Source organism: Streptomyces decoyicus, from assembly GCF_019880305.1.
Lineage (GTDB): Bacteria > Actinomycetota > Actinomycetes > Streptomycetales > Streptomycetaceae > Streptomyces > Streptomyces decoyicus.
Map to the genome: position 1 here is coordinate 6644767 of NZ_CP082301.1, position 18810 is coordinate 6663576.

Below are 18810 nucleotides of genomic sequence, written 5' to 3' on the forward strand. Positions count from 1 at the left end.
GCTACTTGCGCATGATTTCGGGCTCGCGCCGCCGCAGCAGCTTGGTGACCACGAATCCCAGGAGCAGCGAGAGCACGACCATCATGCCCATGTTCAGCAGCCAGGTTCCCGGGCTGTGCTGGAACAGCGGGTCCGAGGTCCCCTGCGGGACGAGGTGGTGCAGATCGATGGTGCCCGCCATGGCCCCGAGCGCCCACCGGGACGGCACCAGCCATGCCAGCTGCTCCAGCCCGGGCACGCCGTTCAGCTTGAGCAGCGCACCGCAGAACACGACCTGGATGATCGCGAGGAGGACCAGCAGCGGCATGGTGACCTCCTCCTTCCGCACCAGCGCGGACACGAACAGGCCGAGCATCATGGCGGTGAAGGCCAACAGGGCCACCGCGAGGGTGATTTCGATCAGTGGCGGCAGCAACACACCCTTGCCGCCGGGTGCGTGCAGTTGGACGCCGAACAGCGCCACCAAGGTCAGCACCACGGCCTGGACGATCGTGATGGCACCCAGGACCAGCACCTTGGACATCAGATACGCCGAGCGGGACAGGCCGACGGCTCTCTCCCGCTGATAGATCGTCCGCTCCTTGACCAGCTCACGCACCGCGTTGGCGGCCCCGGTCAGCACCGCTCCCACGCACAGGATCAGCAGCGCGTTGATCGCGGCCGAGCCCTTGGCGAGCGAGGAGCCGGCCAGGGCGTGCGCCATCGCCCCCATCACGAAGGGCAGCGCGACCATGATGATCAGGAAGGTCCGGTCGGCGGTCAGCGCCGCCGCATAGCGCCGGACCAGCGTGTTGAGCTGCTTGCCCCAGCTCTGCGCCTTGGGCGCGGCCACCGGTCCGCGCGGCGCCTCGGGGGGACGCAGCGGCTGATGGGAGTCCCCGGTGACATAGCGCCGGTGCAGCGGCGAGGCGCGGAACTCACCTTGCCAGTCACGGACCTTGTCGTTCTCGAAGGCCTCGAACGCCTCCGGCCACTGCTCGTACCCGAAGTAGGCCAGCGCCTCGTCCGGCGGCCCGTAGTAGGCGATCGTGCCGCCCGGCGCCAGGACCAGCAGCCGGTCGCAGACATCCAGGCTCAGCACGCTGTGGGTGACGACGATGACCGTGCGGCCGTCGTCCGCCAGGCCGCGCAGCATATGCATGACGGAGCGGTCCATGCCGGGGTCGAGACCGGAGGTCGGCTCGTCGAGGAAGAGCAGCGACGGTTTTGTCAGCAGCTCCAGGGCCACGCTCACACGCTTGCGCTGGCCGCCCGAGAGGCTGTGGATCGGCTGGTTCACCCGCTGTTCGAGGCCCAGTTCACGGATCACCTCGTCGACCCGCGCCTGCCGCTCGGCCTTCGCGGTGTCCTCGGGGAAGCGCAGTTGCGCGGCGTAGCCGAGCGCCCGGCGGACGGTCAGCTGAAGATGCAGGATGTCGTCCTGCGGGACGAGTCCGATGCGCTGGCGCAGCTCGGCGTAGTCGCGGTAGAGGTCACGGCCGTCATAGAGCACCGTGCCGTGGTCCGCGGGGCGCAGCCCGGTCAGCGCGTTGAGCAGCGTCGACTTGCCCGCGCCACTGGGTCCGACCACGGCCAGCAGCGACTTCTCGCCCACCGGGAAGGACACCTTGTCCAGCAGCGTCTTTCTGCCCTTGTCGACCTTTACGGCCAGGTCCTGCACGTCCAGTGAGACCTCGCCGGTGTCGATGAACTCCTGGAGTTCGTCGCCGACCAGCGCGAACGCGGAGTGGCCGATGCCGACGATATCGCCGGGGATCATCGGCGCCCGGTCCACCGCCCGGCCGTTGAGGTAGGTGCCGTTGTGGCTGCCCAGGTCGACGATCTCGAAGCCCTCCGGGCCCGCCCGGAGCTCCGCGTGCCGGCGGGAGACCGTGAGGTCGTCGACGACCAGGTCGCTGTCGGGCGCGCGGCCGATACGGGTGATCCGGGCGGCCGGCAGCGGCCGTACCGCGCTGGGGCTGCGGAAGGTGCGGGTGCCGGCGGGGTACGAGACGGCGGAGGGCCGCTCGACCCGGGTCGGCGGCGGTGCCCCCCGGGGCGGTGACACCCCGGAGAGCACCGCACACGGGCCGTCGGCGGGGTTGCCGAACCGGATCACACTGCCCGGTCCGATGTCGGTCTCCTGCACCCGTCGTCCGTCGGCGAAGGTGCCGTTCGTACTGCCCTCGTCCTCCACCGTCCAGTGGCCGGACCTGGTGCGCAGCACGGCGTGATGCCAGGAGACCCGGGCGTCGCTCATGACGAGTTCGCTCTCGGGGTCCCGCCCTACGTGATAGACGCGGCTGGGATTCATCACCTGGGTGCTGCCGTCGGACTCGACGACGAGTTCCGGTGCGGTGGGCGCATCCTGCCGCTCAGCCATACCAAAATGCTACGGCGGCGGACCGGGCGCCGCCTGTTGGCGCACACGCTGCCGCGGCATACAAAGCCCCGTCTCAAAACGGGATTTCACTGCACGATCCCCTTTTATGCGAGCGAACACGACCGGTTACTCGCGAGAAACGGTGCAGGTCAACTAAGGTGAACCGCTCCGATTAGTCCCACCTGTAAATTCCATGGAAATGCCGGAATTTGCCGCGCTGATCGACGGAAGTCCTGCCGAACCAGGACGCACAGTGCAGCGCACGGCTACGTGGTGTCGGCAACACCGCTCAACGTCGGCTTTGTAAGACCCAGCCGGCCCGTCCGTCCCCGGGGATGCGACGGTGCCGGTTCCTTCTTATTCACCTACCTCGCGAAGGCAAGGCAGAGATGGCACGAGTCTCCCGACAAGAACCCCAGCAGTTCTCCCGCCAGCAGGCCCACCCCGTCGACGAGGTGCTCCCCGTCGGCAAACTCACCCTCTACGGCTTCCAGCACGTCCTCGCTTTCTACGCGGGAGCGGTGATCGTCCCGATCGTCCTCGGGAACGCCCTGGGCCTCTCCCACGAGGAGCTCGTCTATCTGATCAACGCGGACCTGCTGACCTGCGGTGTCGCCTCGATCATCCAGGCCCTCGGGATCTGGAAGATCGGCGCCCGGCTGCCGCTGGTCCAGGGGGTCACCTTCACCGCGGTCTCGCCGATGATCGCCATCGGCCTGGGCGCGGGCGGCGGCACCGCCGGACTGCTCGTCGTCTACGGCGCGGTGATCACCGCGGGCATAGCGACCTTCCTGTTCGCGCCGTTCTTCAGCAAGTTGGTGAAGTACTTCCCGCCGGTCGTCATCGGCACGATCCTCACCATCATCGGCCTCACCCTGATCCCGCAGGGCCTTCAGGACGCGGCCGGCGGTGCGCAGTTGATCGGGCACCCCGGATACGGCGATCCCAAGAACCTCGCCTATGCGCTGGGCACCCTGCTCTTCGTCCTGCTCGTGGTCCGGCTCGGGAAGTCGTATCTGAGCAGCCTCGCCGTACTGCTCGGCCTGGTCGCCGGTACCGCGGTCGCCTGGCTCTTCGGTGATGTGGACTTCAGCGCGGTGCAGAGTGCCGACTGGTTCGGTGTCAGCACGCCCTTCCACTACGGAATGCCGAAGTTCGAGGTCTTCCCGATCATCGCCATGGTCGTCGTCATGCTGATCACCATGGTGGAGACCACCGGAGACGTCTACGCCATCGGGGAGATCACCCGCAAGAAGGTCGACAACACCACCGTCGCCAACGCCCTGCGCGCCGACGGTGTCGCCACCGTTCTCGGCGGTGTGTTCAACTCCTTCCCCTACGTGGCATTTGCCGAAAACATCGGCCTGGTACGGATGTCGAAGGTCATGAGCCGCTTCGTGGTGGTCGCGGCCGGCGGCTTCATGATCATCCTGGGGCTGCTGCCGAAGGCGGGCAGTGTGGTGGCCGCGATTCCGCATCCGGTGCTCGGCGGCGCCGCGATCGCGATGTTCGGCATGGTCGCCGCGGTCGGTATCCAGATCCTGGGCAAGGTGGATCTGCGCGAGGAGCGCAACGCCCTGATCCTGGCCGTCAGTCTCGCCGCCGCGCTGCTGCCCAACGCGGTCGAGCCGTTCTTCGAGCGGATGCCGGAGGACGTCCGGGCGGTCCTCAACAGCGGGATCACGCTGGGCAGTCTGACCGCCGTCCTGCTGAACCTCTTCTTCAACGTCTTCACCCGCCGCAGCACGATGGAGATCGACTGGGACGAGATCGAGGAGGACGAGCCGGCCGAGGCGCCCGGTCCGATGGGCGCGCACGAGCCGGCCGGCGCCCCCGGGCCGGCGGGCCCGTACGAGCCGCAGAGCCCGCACGCTCCGCAGGGCCTCTACCCGCCGGGTCCGCAGCACCCGCAGGGCCCGTACCACCCGCCGGGTCCGGCCGGACCGCAGGGCCCGCCCTGGGGGACCCCCACCCACTGAGCCGTGAACGGCCGCGGGCGGGGAGGAAGCCGTATCCCGGCCCCTCCCCGCCCGCTTCCGTCGGTGCCCCCGCCGCTCCCGTCAGTGGGTGGGCACGCTGTTGAACGGCGGTGCCTCGCCCGCCTCCCCGATCAGGTCCCAGAAGTGGTCGACCAGCCGGCGCAGATACGCCGAGCGCTCGGCCGCGACCTCCTTGAGCCGGGAGTCGTCGTTCCGCGCCACCACATGCCCCATGTAGCGCTCGGAGAACTCCGCGAATTCCGCATGCATCGTGCGCAGGGCGTCGCTCACCCGGGTCTTGTTCAGCGTGGTGATCTTCGCGATCGCCCCCACGTGCGCCTTCCAGCGTCCGTCGACGGCCGACCGCAGATGCTTGGCCAGCTCGTCGTTGTGGCCCATCACTCCGATCAGCTTCCGCAGCGACAGCCCCAGCGCCTCCACCAGCGCCTTGGTCTGCCGGTAGTCGCCGTTCCACTGCTGTGCCGACTCGGCCGCCCAGTACATGGCCGGGTCCATGCCGATCAGCTGCGCCAGCCGCTCCACGCTCAGCTGGCGGGCCATCCGGTGTTCGGCCAGGGTCCGGGGCTCGACGCCCATCAGCGCCGTCGGCGGACACCACAGCACGTCCGCCAGGACGAACAGCTGCGACTCGGACGGCGCCTGGGTGCCGTACTCCCAGGCCTCGATCAGTTCGGGACGGACCGGCGCACCACACGCCGTCATGGCCTGGGCGACCTGAGCCGTGCTCAGGCCCACCCGGGCCCGCGCCGATCTGGCCTCTGCGGGGGAAAAGGGAGTGCTGTACACGTACGGGACACCTCGCTGCACCCGGTGAACGGGGGGTGCTTGGGGGGAGCGGAGATGGAGGAACCTCCAGGAGCGGGCAGATTAACAGATGGTCGATAGGTACGAATCTCCAGTTCCCCTTCGGGTCGAAGGGGTGCAGGAGCCGCGAGGGCGGATGTGCGGGAGATGTGCACTATCTGTCCGATTTCACGCATCAACTCGCTTACTGGGTATAGCCGATTCCTCGGTGCTTACCGGGCGGTAGTGTTTCTTGAGACCACCTGGACGGCGCGACGTAATAAGAGCGTTACGTGGAAGAAGGTGTGGTGTCACAGTCAGCGTCAAGGCTGGCGTTATCGACCGGCGCCGCCATGCGGCGCCGGTCCGTAACACCCGACATCCGGTCCTCCCCCACAATCCGATCAGGATGGGACCCTTCATATGCGATCAGTGTTGGAACGCGCCTGTGCGTTCCGAGGCTTGGAGCCTGCCTCAGCAGCCGTGCGCCCGCGCGCCCTTGTCCGCTCCGCGGAGAGACGGACCCGAAGAGCAAGCGCGGCGTTTCACGTGTCATCCATCTGACAGCCGGCTGAAGATCCGGACTGCTGCCGCCCATACGGCGGCCGGCCCGGCTCTCGCATGTCTCCTTGCACGAAAGGACATTCCCAGGTGCTCACTTCGCACCACAACAACGCAAAGGGCTCACCCACGGCCCTGCTCGACGATGTGACCCGCCCCGCGCCCCCCGACCCCACCGACCACGACGACCCCGCCGCCCACGACGACCCCACCGCCCACGACGACCCCGCCGATTCCCGGAGCGGCGGGCACGTCCTGGTGGTCGGCGCTCCAGGGCCGCGCCTGGAGCGCCTCACCCGGACCCTGCGCTCCACCGGCCACGAGGTGAGCCAGGCCCCGCCCGGCGAGGTCGAGCGGCGGATGGGGCAGGCGCAGCCGGACGCCATCGTCGCCCTCGACGAACAGGGCGTCCACGAGGCCCGGGACGCGCGCGGCCTCGACGTGATACGCGAGGTCCGTACCGGCCCAGCCGGCCGGGCGCTGCCGCTCCTGATGGTGACCGCCAGGCCGGAGCCCGCCGGGGTGGCGGACATGCTGCACCACGGCGCCGACGACTGCATACCCGAGGCCTCCGACCCCGTCGAGCTGTCCGCCCGTATCGCGGCCAAGCTCCGCCGGGTCCCCGTACCGGTCGAGAACCTGCTGCGCGACCCGCGCACCGGTCTGTACTCCCACCCGCACTTCCTCGACGAACTCGACCGCGAATTACAGCGTCCCGGGGCCGCCCGGCACGGCGGCGTGCTCGCCGTGGTCGGTGTCGCCGAGATGGCCGCCCTGGAGGCCCGGCTCGGGCAGCGGGTACGCCGCGAGGTCGCCGAACGGCTGGCCGGCGTGGCGGAGCGGCTCGGCAGCTTCTGCGACCGGCTCGGCTGGGACGAGGACGGCCGTCTGCTGATGCTGCTGCCCGGCGTCGACGAGGAGACGGCCCGCCGCGGCCTGGAGAAGTTCGCCGCCACCGTGGCCGGCACCAAGTTCATCGTCGCCGACGAGAACGTCCGCCTCACCCCGGCGATCGGCTGGGTTCCGCTGACCGGATGCGCGGACGGCAACCGGGCCACCGGCCAGGCCCGGGACGCCGTGCAGGAAGCGCTCCGCCACCGGGACCTGCGCCCGGTCCGGTACGCACCGTGGATGCGCGGCACGCCGCACCGCCACCGGCGCCCGCCGTTCCGGGCCCTGATCCGGCCCGCCCTCTCGGCGCTCTCCCCGCTTCTGGTGCTGCTGCTCGGTGTCGCGGTGCCGTTCGTGCTCTACCAGCAGGCGTACGAGCTGGGCTTCGACCTCGGCTCCGGCATGTACTGGGTGGTGGTGGCCGGGCTGGTGCTGTCCGCGCTGTTGATCGTCCTGGAGTGCCTCTTCTCGCTCGACGCGGTCGCCCGGCCCGAGACGCCCGGAGCGCCGTACCCGCCGGCCAGCGCCGTCATCGCCGCGTATCTGCCCAATGAGGCCGCGACGATCGTCGAAACGGTCGAGTCGTTCCTCCGCCTCGACTACCCCGCCGAGCTGGAGATCGTGCTGGCGTACAACACGCCGCATCCGCTGCCCGTCGAGGACACCCTCCGCCGGATCGCGGACCGCGACCCGCGGCTGGTGCTGCTGCCGGTCGCCGGCTCCACCTCCAAGGCGCAGAACGTCAACGCCGCGGTCACCCGTGTCCGCGGTGAGTTCGTCGGGATCTTCGACGCCGACCACCATCCGGCCCCGTCCTCCTTCCGGGACGCCTGGCACTGGCTGTCCAACGGACATGACGTCGTCCAGGGCCACTGTGTGATCCGCAACGGCGACAGTTCCCGGGTCGCCAAGCTGGTGGCGGTGGAGTTCGAGGCGATCTACGCGGTCAGCCACCCGGGCCGTACCCGGCTCTACGGCTTCGGCGTGTTCGGCGGTTCGAACGGGTTCTGGCGCACCGATCTGCTGGCCCGTACCCGTATGCACGGTTCGATGCTGACCGAGGACATCGACTCGACGCTGCGCGCGCTGGGCGAAGGCGCCCGGTTCGCCGTCGACCGCACCCTCATCTCCCGTGAGCTGGCGCCCACCACGCTGAAGGCGCTGTGGAACCAGCGTTCCCGTTGGGCGCAGGGCTGGCTCCAGGTCTCGCTCAAACATCTGTGGCGGGGCCTGCGCTCACCGGTCTTCACGGCACGTCAGAAGCTGGGCCTGTTCGTCCTGTTGGGCTGGCGGGAGGTGCAGCCGTGGCTGACGCTGCAGATCCTTCCCATCCTGCTGTACTCGGCATGGAAGGCCGGCGGGCTTCAGCGGCTCGACTGGGCGGTGCCGGTGTGTGTCCTGGCGATGCTGTTCACCATGGCGGCCGGCCCGGTGCAGGCGCTCTTCGCCTGGCGGCTGGCGGTTCCCGAACTCCGCGGCCGCGGCCCGTGGTTCTGGTCGTATCTGTTCGTCTCGACCTTCTTCTACAGCCACTTCAAGAACATGGTGGCCCGGCAGGCCCATCTGAAGGAGGCGTTGGGGGACCGGCAGTGGCGGGTCACCCCGCGGGCCGCCGTGGCGAAGGCGGTGGCCCGCCGATGAGCAGCACGGACGCCGCGGCCGGCAGCCGGAACCATGCCGTCGCCGGATTCCGCGGGCTCGCCGCGATCAGCACCGTCGCCTTCCACGTCTGGCAGCAGTACTTCCGCTACGACGCCGGGGGCAGCCATCCGCCGGTCGACAACCCGGTCATCGGCGCCGTCCTCTCCCTCGAAGTCATCGACCTGTTCTTCGTGCTGTCCGCGTATCTGCTGACGCTGTCGTACGCACGGGCCGCCATCGACGGGCGCTCGACCCGGACGGCCCGGCACTTCCTCTTCCGGCGGGCGATCCGGATCCTCCCGCTGTACGTCCTGGCGGTACTGGTCGTCTGGGCGAGCCGCAATCCGACCTTGCCGGGCAACTGGCGGGACCTGGTCGAGCACCTCACGTTCACTCATGTCTTCGACCAGCAGCGGATCTTCTACACCCTGGGCCCCACCTGGTCGCTGTCGCTGGAGGTGCTCTTCTACCTCGTGCTGGTGGCGCTCGGGCCGCTGGCGGTACGCGCCTGCCGTCCGCTGCGGCGGCGCCGTACCAGGGTGGCGGTGTGCGCGGCGGGGTGTCTGGTCCTGTTCGCGGCGCCGCTCGCCTGGATCGCCGTCGCCCACTACGGGTTCGGGGTGCCGCACACCGACTGGGTGGTGTACTTCGGCCCGCAGGCCCGCTTCGGCGGCTTCGCGGCGGGGATGGGGCTGGCCGTGCTGACGGCCGCCCTCGGTGACCGGGGCCGGCTCGGCCCGCGCACCGCGCTGCCGCTGGTGGCGTTCGCGCTGGCCGGCCTGTTCGCGCTCTCCCTGGACTCCGGTCCGGAGAACTTCACGTTCACCTTCTACCACCCGATCGCCTCGGCCCTGTGGGTGGTGCTGATCTTTGGCACCGTCCATGTGCGTCAACAGACGTTCTGGCAGGGCTTTTTGACGTCCCGTTGGCTCGCCGCGGCCGGATTGATCAGCTACAGCCTCTTCATCTGGCACGAGCCGGTGATGCTCCAGCTCCACCACGCCGGGTTGTTGCCCACCGGCCGGTCGGGCTTCCCGTTGGCGCTGCTGATCGTGTTCGTGGCGGCGGTGCCGGTGGCCACGGCGAGTTACTGGCTCATCGAATACCCGGCGAGTCTGCTGGGCCGCCTCAAGGACCACCGCGGCCGTGCGCGGGAGTTCTATCCGGAGCCGGCCACCCGCTGACCGCCTCCGCCACCACCTTCGCCGGAGATCAGCGCCGTGTGCGCGGGTCTCCGGCGAAGATCTTGTCGAGGTGGTAGTCGAGCGTGCGGCGCACGTCTTCCAGCGTGCGGCGGCCGTGGAGCACATCGTTGCCCAGCCCCACCGCGCCGGACACCAGCAGGTCGGCCTCGCGCCACGGGTCGAGACCGGGGGCGGTCCGCCCGTCGGTCTGCGCCGCGGTGATCAGCTGCGCCACCAGGCGCTCCAGGGGCTGTTCGTCGGGCAGAAAGACCTTGGCGAGCGCCGGGTCGGTCAGGCTGCGGGCGTAGTACGCGGCGAACACCCGTAGCGCGGTGGTGCGTTGGGCATCCACCGGCAGGAACTCGTCCAGCACCGCCCGCAGCAGGGCACGGGGATCGGTGGCGTCGAACCGGATACGGGAGCGGGCGATGCGCTCGTTCTCCGCGTGCAGCATGCGCAGCGCTTCGACCAGCAGCCGGTGCTTGCTCGTGAAGTGGTACTGGACCGCGCGCAGCGAGACACCGGCCTCGGCCGCCACCTCCCGCAGGCTCGCCGCGTGCAGCCCCCGCTCGGCGGCGATCCGCCAGAGGGCCTCGGCGATCTGCCGGCGACGGTGCGACGGGGCGCCTGCCGTCGGCTGCACGGCCGCCGGGGCGGGGGGCTGCTTGCGTCGCCGGTACGCCTTTGCCTGGCAACTCCGTGAGCAGTAGAGCGCGGGCCTGCCCCGCCCCGTGGCCGGGACGTCCGACGGGCACATCCGGCACACCGACCTCCGCGCCTCTCCCTTTTCGTCACGCTAATTTCCCATTCCTCACCCCTGAAATTGTGTGACGAAAGTCGAATTCGGCCAGCAATGCAGCAGGGAATTGCCGCTTCCTCGATGTTACGTTCGTAACGTCCCGAGAGGGCGCATGGAATTTTTGAGACGACTGGGGGACTCATGAAGTACGACATCCTGCAGATCATCGGCGCCGCCCTGATGGTGGGTTTCGCGCAGGGGGCGATCCGGTTACTCATCGACCACGACAGCACCGGCCTCCTGGGTTGGCTGGGCGGTGGCTTCGCGCTCACGCTGGCCGCGCACGGAGCGCTGGTCGCCGTGGGCGTCCTGCTGACGGGCTGGTCCCACACCCGGGCGAAGGCGCTCGGCCGGCGGGGCTGACCCGTCCGCCGTGTCCAGGAGGAGCAGGCGGCCGGGCCTCAAGCAGCTGCCGGCCCGCCGATGACGGCGGGCAACTACCGCCTCAGAAGGCGGAGTTGGCGAACCAGCGGCTCAGCAGCTCCTCGTCCCCGTGGCTCTCGAATGCCTCCGAGCCGCGGTCGAGGCGTCCGTACAGGAGCAGCAGCAGATCCGCCGCCGCTCCGCTGACGGTGGCGTCCGCGGTGGCGGTGTCCGCCGTGTCCACGGGCCGCCGCTCGGCCCGGAAGCCGTCCGGCCGCAGCCGGACCAGCCAGTCGCCGTGCGCCGCCGGGGTGTCGGTGCACCGGAAGCGCAGGGTCTCGCCGTCGCCGCGCAGGTGCGCCACCTTGGGGGCGAAGGGCGTGGCGAACGGCAGATTGACCAGGAACTCGGCCACGCCGTCTGCCGCCAGATCACGGTCGATCACCGGCCGGATGCCGACGGCGGATTCCGCGTCGGTGCGATGCACCAGCGTCTCGAACAGCATCCGCCGTACCCAGAACCTGGCATGGTGATCCGCGCCCCACGCCCACATCGGGGCATCCGGGTCGGTGACCGCACACGCTGCGGCCGCCTCGGCCGCGCTCTCGGTCAGCCAGCTGCCGTAGCCGCCCTCGTCCGCCGGCAGCCGCAGCTCCACCTCACGGCTGCGCGGCGGTTCCTGGACGCGCTGCCGCAGCAGCACGGAGAACCAGCGCTGCACGCTCCCGGTGTGCCGGACCAGGTCGAGGAGCGTCCAGCCGGGGCAGCCGGGCACCGGGGCCGACAGGTCCGCGCCCTCCAGGGCCGCCACGAACCGGGCGGTCTCGCTCGCGACCGCGTCGAGGTGCACTGCGGGGCCGACGGTCCGGCCCGAGTCATCCGAGGTGTTCATGGTGCGGTGCTTCCCGATCGTCCGGGCCCGGCGACCTCACCGGCCGGGCCTGTGCGCGCAGCCTGTCACAGCGCCTTCCCGCGCGGCGCGTCAGCCCACGTGGACCCGCGGGCGCCGGGCCGGGTCGGGCTCCGCGCGGCGGAGGACCTCCCGGGCGACCGGAGCGACCTCGCCGTCGCCGAAGACCAGGAAGCGCAGCAGATGGCTGAACGGATGACCCTCGGTCCAGTTGAAGTAGGCGTGCGGCACCTCGCCGGTGTGCTCGCGCAGCTGCATCAGGACGGCGGCAATGGTGTTCGCCACGCCGGCCCCCTCCACCCGCAGGATCTGCGCCCCGTACCGCTCCTCGCCCCGGACGTGCAGATCCGTGGTGAAGTCCGAGGAGTCCCTGACGGTCACCTCGAGGAACAGCACCGGCCGGCCGTCGGGTATATGGGTCTCCTCGCGCTGGCTGTACTCCTTCTCCCGGTACTCCTCCGCGTCCCGCTCGTCGGGCTCGTTGGCGATCACCCGCAGTGGCCCGGCCGCCATCGCGGCGCCGATCAGCCGCTCGGCCGTCTCGTCGAAGCCGACCTGTACGGCGCGCAGTTCGAAGGACCGGTGGACACGTGAGGCGAACGAGGTCAGCAGGATGCCGAGGATGAACAGCAGCGCGATCTTCAGGCCGTCCGGCCGCTCGATGACATTGGTGACCAGGGTGTAGCCGAAGACGAGTGTGATGGCGCCGAAGCCGACGGTGGCCGCCCGCAGCCGCCGGTGGCGGGCGGCGACGGTGGAGGCGAAGGACGCCGAGAGCATCAGCACCAGCACACCGGTCGCATACGCACCGCTCTGCTCGTCGACGCTGGCGTTGAAGAAGAAGGTGATGCCGAAGGCGGTGGCCAGGAAGATCAGCACCAGCGGACGCACCGCACGGGCCCACTCCGGAGCCATGCCGTAGCGCGGCAGATAACGCGGTACGAGATTGAGCAGTCCCGCCATCGCCGAGGCGCCGGCGAACCAGAGGATGGCGATGGTGGAGAGGTCGTAGACGGTGCCGAAGGCCTCGCCCAGGTACTGGTGCGCGAGATAGGCCAGCGCACGCCCGTTGGCCGAACCGCCGGTCTCGAACTCCTTCTGCGGGATGAGCAGCGTGGTGGCCAGGCTCGACAGCAGCAGGAAGCCGCTCATGACCAGGGCCGCGGTGGTCAGCAGCCGGCGGGTGCCCCGGATCCGGCCGGCCGGGCGCGCCTCGGTGTCGGTGGCGGCGCCCCGTACCTGCGGCATGACCGCCACGCCCGTCTCGAAGCCGGACATGCCCAGCGCCAGCTTGGGGAAGACCAGCAGCGCCACACCGACGATCGCCACCGGCGAGGAGTGCTCGGCGGTCATCGCGCTCCACCAGTTGCCGACCACCACGGGATGCGCGAGCACGTTCCAGGCCGCGGTGGCCAGGACCACGACGTTCAGCGCCAGATAGGTCCCGACGAGTCCGACGGCGATGCCGATCGCCTCACGGAAGCCCTTGAGGAACACCGCACCCAGGGCGGCCAGCAGCACCAGGGTGATCCACAGGTTCGCGCCGTGCAGCAGGGGAGGGGCGAACGGGTTCTCCACGACATGCGCCGAGGCGTCGGCGGCCGACAGCGTCATGGTGATGATGAAGTCCGTCGCGGCGAACCCCAGCAGCACCAGGACCAGCAGCTTCCCCGCCCACCACGGCAGCAGCCGCTCCAGCATGGCGATCGAACCCTCGCCGTTCGGGCTCTCCTTGGCGACCCTGCGGTACACGGGCAGCGCACCGAGCAGGGTCAGCGCGATGAGTACGAGCGTGGCGAACGGCGAGAGCAGCCCCGCCGCCAGGACGGCGATGCCCGGTTGGTAGCCCAGCGTGGAGAAGTAGTCGACGCCCGTGAGGCACATGACGCGCCACCAGGAGTGGCCCTTGTGCTCGGCCGGCGGGGTGCCGTGCGGCCCCGGGTGGCGGGCGGCCTGGCTGCTCAGTCCGTCCAGGAGCCAGGCGCGCCACCGTCGGGAGGCGGGGGTGGGGGGCGTGGGGTCCGCCTGGACAGTGGTCATGCGGGGGCGTCCTGCCGATCATCGGTCGTCGTTCGGGCAACGAGGAGCGAGTATGCATCACCCGGTCAGCGGCGCCTCGTCGCACCCCGCGCGGGGCGACATCGGCAACATTGCCCGCCGTAAAGGCCGCGTCAGAAATCGTCCGCCGCCCGTGCGTACGGCGTTGAAGGACAGCGCGGCAGAGCTCCCGCACCGCCTCCGGCGCGGAGTCTGGCGGCATGGGTCCACCGCGGGTCCACGGGACCGACCGGTCCGCCGCAGGGGCCGCAGCAGGAGGTGTTCCCCGTGGTCACCCTTCACCGTCCGGCGCCTCCGCACCGCCCGTACCTCCCCTGCACCCCCCCACATCCCCCGTACCCCGCCGTTCCCGCGGGTGACGCCGCACCGCACCCACCCGGCCCCGCGGGTGCCGCCGACCGCACCCTCGCCCGGGACCTCGCCCTGCCGCTCGGCGCCGTGGGGGCGACGCTGCTGGTGACCGCCCTGATGCTGACCGGTGGGACCGCCCATGCCCCGGTCGCGCCGGCGGTGTTCGCCCTGCTGACGGTGGCCGTGTCCCTGCTCGCCCGCCCGGTGCTGATGCCCGCCGTGGTCCTGGTGTCCTGGATGTTCTACGACGGCTTCGTGGTCAACCAGCCTTCCGGCCTTGCGTTCCACCCGCAGGACCGGACGGGCCTGCTCGTCGTGCTGCCGGCCGGTGTGGCGGGCGCGGGCTGCGCCGCCGCCGTACGGGCCGTCCGACGGCACCCGGCCCGCTGACCGGGCCCGCCGGCTCAGGCTGCCACGGGGCGGCTCGCGGCGCTCATGACCGGGGCCCGCCGGCTCAGGCTGCCACGGGGCGGCTCGCGGCGCTCATGACCGGGGCCCGCCGGTTCAGGCCGCCACCGGTCGGACCGCGGCACTCAGCACCAGCAACGGCCCCGGTGCCGCCGACGGCAGAAGGCCGCGTGCCGGTACCGGGCCGCCGAGGCCCTCCGCCGCCGGCCCGGCGCGGCCAGAAACCCGAGCCCGATGCCCAGCATCCAGCTGTCCTTGGCCATCGGAATGCCGTCCTGGGTGGGCCGCAGACTCCCCTGCTGCCGCATCCCCGGGATGCGCAGATACAGACCGACCAGCCCGCCGGAGAACCCGGTCAGCACCAGTCCGGCCAGCCGGGTCGGTACGAACGGTGCCAGCAGCGCGCCGCCGACCGTGAGTTCCGAGACCGCCAGCAGCCGGGTGAACCGCTCGGCGGGAATCTTCTCCAGGAACGGATACGCCACACAGGCCATGCCGTGCACGGCCTGCGCGGTGCCCTGGTCGGCCCGCAGCTTCGACAGCCCGGAGTTCAGGATGAACGCGCCGGTGGCCAGTCGCGGGGCCAGATCACGCGCTTCGGGCAGCCGCACCATGGAGCCTCCAAGGTCAGGTCTTCGGCCCCTTCACCGAGCTTAGCCAGGGGGCAACGGGGGTGCATCCGACAGCCGCGGGCTGGCGGGGCACCGGGCGACGGCGGGCGGCTCCGCGGCCACCGGACCTGGACGGCGTGCCAGGCCCGCCCCGTCACAGCGCAGGGACGTCGTCCCACTGGTCGAGGATGTCGTCGGCCGAGTCCGGACCGGTGTCCGGCCGGCCGCCGTCGAGGGACTGCTCGGTCCAGATGACCTTGCCGTCCGGTGTGTAACGGGTGCCCCAGTGCTGGGCGAACTGGGCGACGAGGAAGAGGCCGCGGCCGCCCTCGTCCGTGATGGCGGCCCGGCGCAGATGCGGCGAGGCGCTGGTGCCGTCGGAGACCTCGCAGATCAGAGCGCGGTCGTGCAGCAGACGGACCCGGATCGGCTGGGCCCCGTAGCGGATGGCGTTGGTGATCAGCTCGCTGAGGATCAGCTCGGTGGTGAACGCGAGCGCCTCCAGGCCCCAGGACTCCAGCGTGCGCAGGCAGGCCGACCGGACGGGAGCGACGGCCGCCGGGTCGGAGGACACCTCCCATTCCGCGACCCGGCGGTGGTCCAGCAACCGGGTACGAGCCACCAGCAGGGCGATGTCGTCGCCGGGGTGTTCGGGCAGCATCGTGTCGAGGACCGCCGTGCAGATCTGCTCCGGCGTGCGGTCCGCCGCGGTGGTCAGGGCCGTACGGAGCAGTTCCAGCCCGGCGCCGATATCGCGGTCACGGCTCTCGATCAGCCCGTCCGTGTACAGCACCAGCCGGGAGCCCTCGGTCAGGGTGAGTTCCGTGGTCTCCACGGGCTCCCGGCCGCCCAGGCCCAGGGGCGGGGAGACGGGCACGTCGGGGAACGAGACGGTGCCGTCGGCGGCGATCACGGCCGGGCCCGGATGGCCCGCCCTGGCCAGGGTGGCCCGGCCGCCGACCGGGTCGTAGATGGCGTACAGGCAGGTCGCGCCGGTGATACCGGTGCGTCGCATGTTCGCCCGCGCCCCCGCCGTGTCGCTGTCCCTGCCGCCCGGCCAGGTGCCCTCGTCGTCGCTCTGCCCGCCGCTGCCGGAGGCTGCCGTCTGCGCCTCGTCCGTATCGATATGGGCGACGAGTTCGTCCAGGTGGTTGAGGAGCTCGTCGGGCGGCAGGTCGAGGGCGGAGAAGTTGTGGACGGCAGTCCGCAGCCGGCCCATGGTGGCGGCGGCGTGCAGCCCGTGTCCGACGACATCGCCGACCACCAGCGCGACCCGGGCACCGGGCAGCGGGATGACATCGAACCAGTCGCCGCCGACCCCGGCGTGCGCGGGCAGATAGCGGTGCGCCACCTCCAGGGCGGACTGCTCGGGCAGGGTCTGCGGCAGCAGACTGCGCTGAAGGGTGACGGCCGTGGTGTGCTCGCGGGTGTAGCGGCGGGCGTTGTCGATGGAGACCGCGGCTCGCGCCGCCAGCTCCTCGGCGAAGGCCAGATCCTCCTCCTCGAAGCCGCCGGAGGTCTCGTCCCGCCAGAAGTTGGCCAGCCCCAGGACCACGCCCCGCGCCTGGAGCGGTACGGCGATCAGCGACCGGATGCCGGCCTCCAGCACCCGCTCGGTGCCCCCCGGGTCCTGCCGCCGCCACTCGTCCGACCTGCGCAGATCGACCACCAGGACCGGACGGCCGCTCTCCAGAGCCGTCGCCATCGGGGTGCCGGGCACAAACCTGAGCGCCTCGCCCACCCGGTAGATCGCCGACTCCTCGGTGACACCGCTGACCGCCATCCGCCGCAGAGCGGCGCCCACCCCGGCGACCGGTTCATCGCCCCGCAGCACCGGCTCCAGCAGTTCGACGGTGGCCACCTCGGCGAACCGCGGGACGGCCACATCGGCCAGTTCCTCGGCGGTGCGCCCCACCTCCAGCGTGGTGCCGATCCGCAGCCCCGCGTCATAGATCAGCCGCAGCCGCTCCTGGGCCACGCCCGCCCGTCCGGCCAGCGCCCGCAGTTCGGTGCTGTCCCGCAGCGTCACCACGGTCCCGGCGGGCCCGCCGTAGGGGGCGGTCGGCCGGACGTTCACCGCGAGCAGCCGGTCGCCCGCCAGCAGTACTTCATCGGTCGCCTCCCGCCCCGAGGCCAGCAGTGCGCTCAGGCGTGGTTCCAGGCCGAGAGCCGCGACCGGGCGCCGCTCCGCGTCCGCGGGCAGTTCGAGCAGCCGCCGGGCCTCGTCGTTGGCCAGCAGCAGCCGCCCGTCGCTGCTGATGATCAGTACGCCCTCCCGGACGGCGTGCAGCACCGCGTCATGGTGTTCGTACATCCGCCGCAACTCGGCCGGATGCAGCCCGTGCGTCTGCCGCCGCAGCCGACGGCTCACCCATGCCGTCCCGCCGACGACCAGCAACAGCCCCCCGGCAGCGGAGCCGAGCAGCAGCGGCAGCTGGTGGACCACCTGCTCGGACGCCCGCTGGACGCGGATCCCGACGGACACGAACCCGGCGGTCGAGCCGCTGCGGTCGACGACCGGGACCGTCGTGTTCACCGCGGGACCGAGGGCCGAGGTGAAGGTGGAGGTGTAGGGCCTCGCGGTGTGCGAGGGCTGATAGGCGTTGCCGACGACGTGTTTGCCGATCAGACGCGTATCGGGGTGGGTCCAGCGGATGCCCGTGGGGCTGAACGCGACGATGTAGTCGACACCGGAGGCCTCGCGTGCCGCCTCCGCCCGGGGTTGCAGCAGCGCGGTGGGGTCGCGGGACTTCATGGCGGCGAGTGTTCCGGGCGCATGGGCGAAGGTGGTGGCCCCGACGAAGGAGCGCTGCCGGGCCTCCTGCATGCTCGCGCCCTGGGACTGGAGGGCGAGCGCCACGACGGCCACGATGACCAGCAGCACCGCGAGGGCGAGCTGCAACACGAACACCTGGCTCGCGACGCTGTGCACATTCAGCAGCGAGCGGAGGCGCTGTCCCGGGGAGCGTGATGACGCCTGAGAATCGTCACCTTCTCGCCCGAAATTTTCCGTCATGACCCATATTTAGCATTGTGCTCCACCGCAGGGTGGCCGGCCGTCGCCTACGTCGGCACCATGCCCCTCCGGCGCGCCCGCCCCGCACGCCACGGAGCCATGCCCGGCCGCTCCCTTCCCGCCACGGCCCCGACCGGGCGTGCGAGCCCTTGCCTCCCTCATCCCTGCCATTATCCCCGCCCCTATCCCCGCCCGGATCCCTGTCCTTCCCGCCCTGGCGCAACGCTCCGGCGCCGGGGTGCCGGAGCGCCGGGGTGCCGTATTGCCGGAGCGACGTATTGCCGGAGCGACGTATTGCCGTGCCGCCCCCCGACGGCCTGTGCAAAGGTGAGGTGCATGGAGACCACACCGGACGGGCGGCGCATTCCGCCCCCGCAAGCCGATGAACGCGCCATGCTGGAAGCCTGGTTGGACTTCCACCGTGACACGCTCGCCCTCAAGTGCGCAGGGCTGGACGACCGTCAGCTCCGCCTGGCCTCGGTGACACCCTCATCCATGTCGCTGCTGGGCCTGGTCCAGCACATGGCCGTGGTCGAACGCAACTGGTTCCAGCGGGTGTTCGCCGGTGAGGACATGCCGTCGCTGAGCGAGGCGGGGGACGCGGACGGGTTCACGCTCGCCCCTGACCGGGGGATCGACGAGGCGCTGGCCCTTTGGCGCGCGGAAATCGCCCGGAGCCGCGAGGCGACCGCCGCCGCTTCGCTGGACGACACCGGCGAGCTCTCGGGGCGAGAGGCCGAGTACCTCGGCGGCCAGGTTTCGCTGCGCTGGATCCTGGTCCACATGATCGAGGAGTACGCACGCCACAACGGCCATGCGGATCTGATCAGGGAGAGCATCGACGGCACCACGGGCCCCTGAGCCCTGACGCT

13 protein-coding genes are annotated in these 18810 nt (G+C 70.9%); 6 read left to right on the forward strand and 7 right to left on the reverse strand.

Annotated features, from left to right (window positions below):
* Position 1: 1 nt before the first annotated feature.
* Complete coding sequence (locus tag K7C20_RS29065; RefSeq protein WP_030085433.1) at positions 2 to 2362, reverse strand: ABC transporter ATP-binding protein/permease; 2361 nt, start codon at positions 2360 to 2362, stop codon at positions 2 to 4.
* A 389-nt stretch (positions 2363 to 2751) separates the two neighbouring features.
* On the opposite strand from K7C20_RS29065, the gene K7C20_RS29070 reads away from it, so the two are divergent.
* A complete protein-coding gene (locus tag K7C20_RS29070; RefSeq protein WP_048829924.1) occupies positions 2752 to 4341 on the forward strand; it encodes a nucleobase:cation symporter-2 family protein in 1590 nt (529 codons plus the stop codon).
* Between the two features lie 81 nt (positions 4342 to 4422).
* On the opposite strand, the gene K7C20_RS29075 is transcribed toward K7C20_RS29070, so the two are convergent.
* Positions 4423 to 5148, reverse strand: a complete 726-nt coding sequence (locus K7C20_RS29075; RefSeq protein WP_030085436.1) for a transcriptional regulator — start codon at positions 5146 to 5148, stop codon at positions 4423 to 4425.
* Between the two features lie 648 nt (positions 5149 to 5796).
* On the opposite strand from K7C20_RS29075, the gene K7C20_RS29080 reads away from it, so the two are divergent.
* Together K7C20_RS29080 and K7C20_RS29085 are read left to right on the forward strand one after the other, a co-directional pair.
* Positions 5797 to 8238, forward strand: a complete 2442-nt coding sequence (locus tag K7C20_RS29080) for a glycosyltransferase (RefSeq protein WP_222892677.1) — start codon at positions 5797 to 5799, stop codon at positions 8236 to 8238.
* On the forward strand, positions 8235 to 9422 hold the full coding sequence (locus K7C20_RS29085) for an acyltransferase family protein (RefSeq protein ID WP_048829926.1): 1188 nt from the start codon (positions 8235 to 8237) through the stop codon (positions 9420 to 9422). Before K7C20_RS29080 ends, K7C20_RS29085 begins: the two co-directional genes overlap by 4 nt.
* Positions 9423 to 9450: 28 nt before the next feature.
* Here the strand turns inward: K7C20_RS29085 and K7C20_RS29090 are convergent, their stop codons facing one another.
* Positions 9451 to 10065 (reverse strand): TetR/AcrR family transcriptional regulator, encoded by a 615-nt coding sequence (locus K7C20_RS29090; protein ID WP_053209996.1) that lies wholly within the window; start codon positions 10063 to 10065, stop codon positions 9451 to 9453.
* Positions 10066 to 10362: 297 nt separating this feature from the next.
* Between K7C20_RS29090 and K7C20_RS29095 the strand changes: the two genes are divergently transcribed.
* Positions 10363 to 10584 carry a hypothetical protein gene (locus tag K7C20_RS29095; protein ID WP_030085443.1) on the forward strand — a complete coding sequence of 74 codons (222 nt, stop codon included), beginning with the start codon at positions 10363 to 10365 and terminating at the stop codon, positions 10582 to 10584.
* An 82-nt stretch (positions 10585 to 10666) separates the two neighbouring features.
* Here K7C20_RS29095 and K7C20_RS29100 read toward each other — a convergent pair whose 3' ends face one another.
* The gene (locus tag K7C20_RS29100; RefSeq protein WP_053209997.1) at positions 10667 to 11476 is read right to left on the reverse strand and encodes a maleylpyruvate isomerase family mycothiol-dependent enzyme; all 810 of its coding nucleotides are present in this window, start codon (positions 11474 to 11476) and stop codon (positions 10667 to 10669) included.
* Between the two features lie 90 nt (positions 11477 to 11566).
* Entirely contained in the window at positions 11567 to 13534 is a 1968-nt protein-coding gene (locus K7C20_RS29105; protein ID WP_053209998.1) for an APC family permease, read from the reverse strand.
* 285 nt (positions 13535 to 13819) lie between these two features.
* Here K7C20_RS29105 and K7C20_RS29110 point away from each other — a divergent pair, with 285 nt between their 5' ends.
* The gene (locus K7C20_RS29110; protein ID WP_245171626.1) at positions 13820 to 14293 is read left to right on the forward strand and encodes a DUF4118 domain-containing protein; all 474 of its coding nucleotides are present in this window, start codon (positions 13820 to 13822) and stop codon (positions 14291 to 14293) included.
* Positions 14294 to 14436: 143 nt separating this feature from the next.
* Here the strand turns inward: K7C20_RS29110 and K7C20_RS29115 are convergent, their stop codons facing one another.
* Together K7C20_RS29115 and K7C20_RS29120 are read right to left on the reverse strand one after the other, a co-directional pair.
* Positions 14437 to 14925, reverse strand: coding sequence for a hypothetical protein (locus K7C20_RS29115; RefSeq protein ID WP_030085455.1), 489 nt, complete (start codon positions 14923 to 14925; stop codon positions 14437 to 14439).
* 151 nt (positions 14926 to 15076) lie between these two features.
* Positions 15077 to 17938 carry a SpoIIE family protein phosphatase/ATP-binding protein gene (locus K7C20_RS29120; protein WP_078953465.1) on the reverse strand — a complete coding sequence of 954 codons (2862 nt, stop codon included), beginning with the start codon at positions 17936 to 17938 and terminating at the stop codon, positions 15077 to 15079.
* Positions 17939 to 18274: 336 nt separating this feature from the next.
* Between K7C20_RS29120 and K7C20_RS29125 the strand changes: the two genes are divergently transcribed.
* A complete protein-coding gene (locus tag K7C20_RS29125) occupies positions 18275 to 18799 on the forward strand; it encodes a DinB family protein (protein WP_030085457.1) in 525 nt (174 codons plus the stop codon).
* The last annotated feature ends 11 nt before the right edge of the window (positions 18800 to 18810 follow it).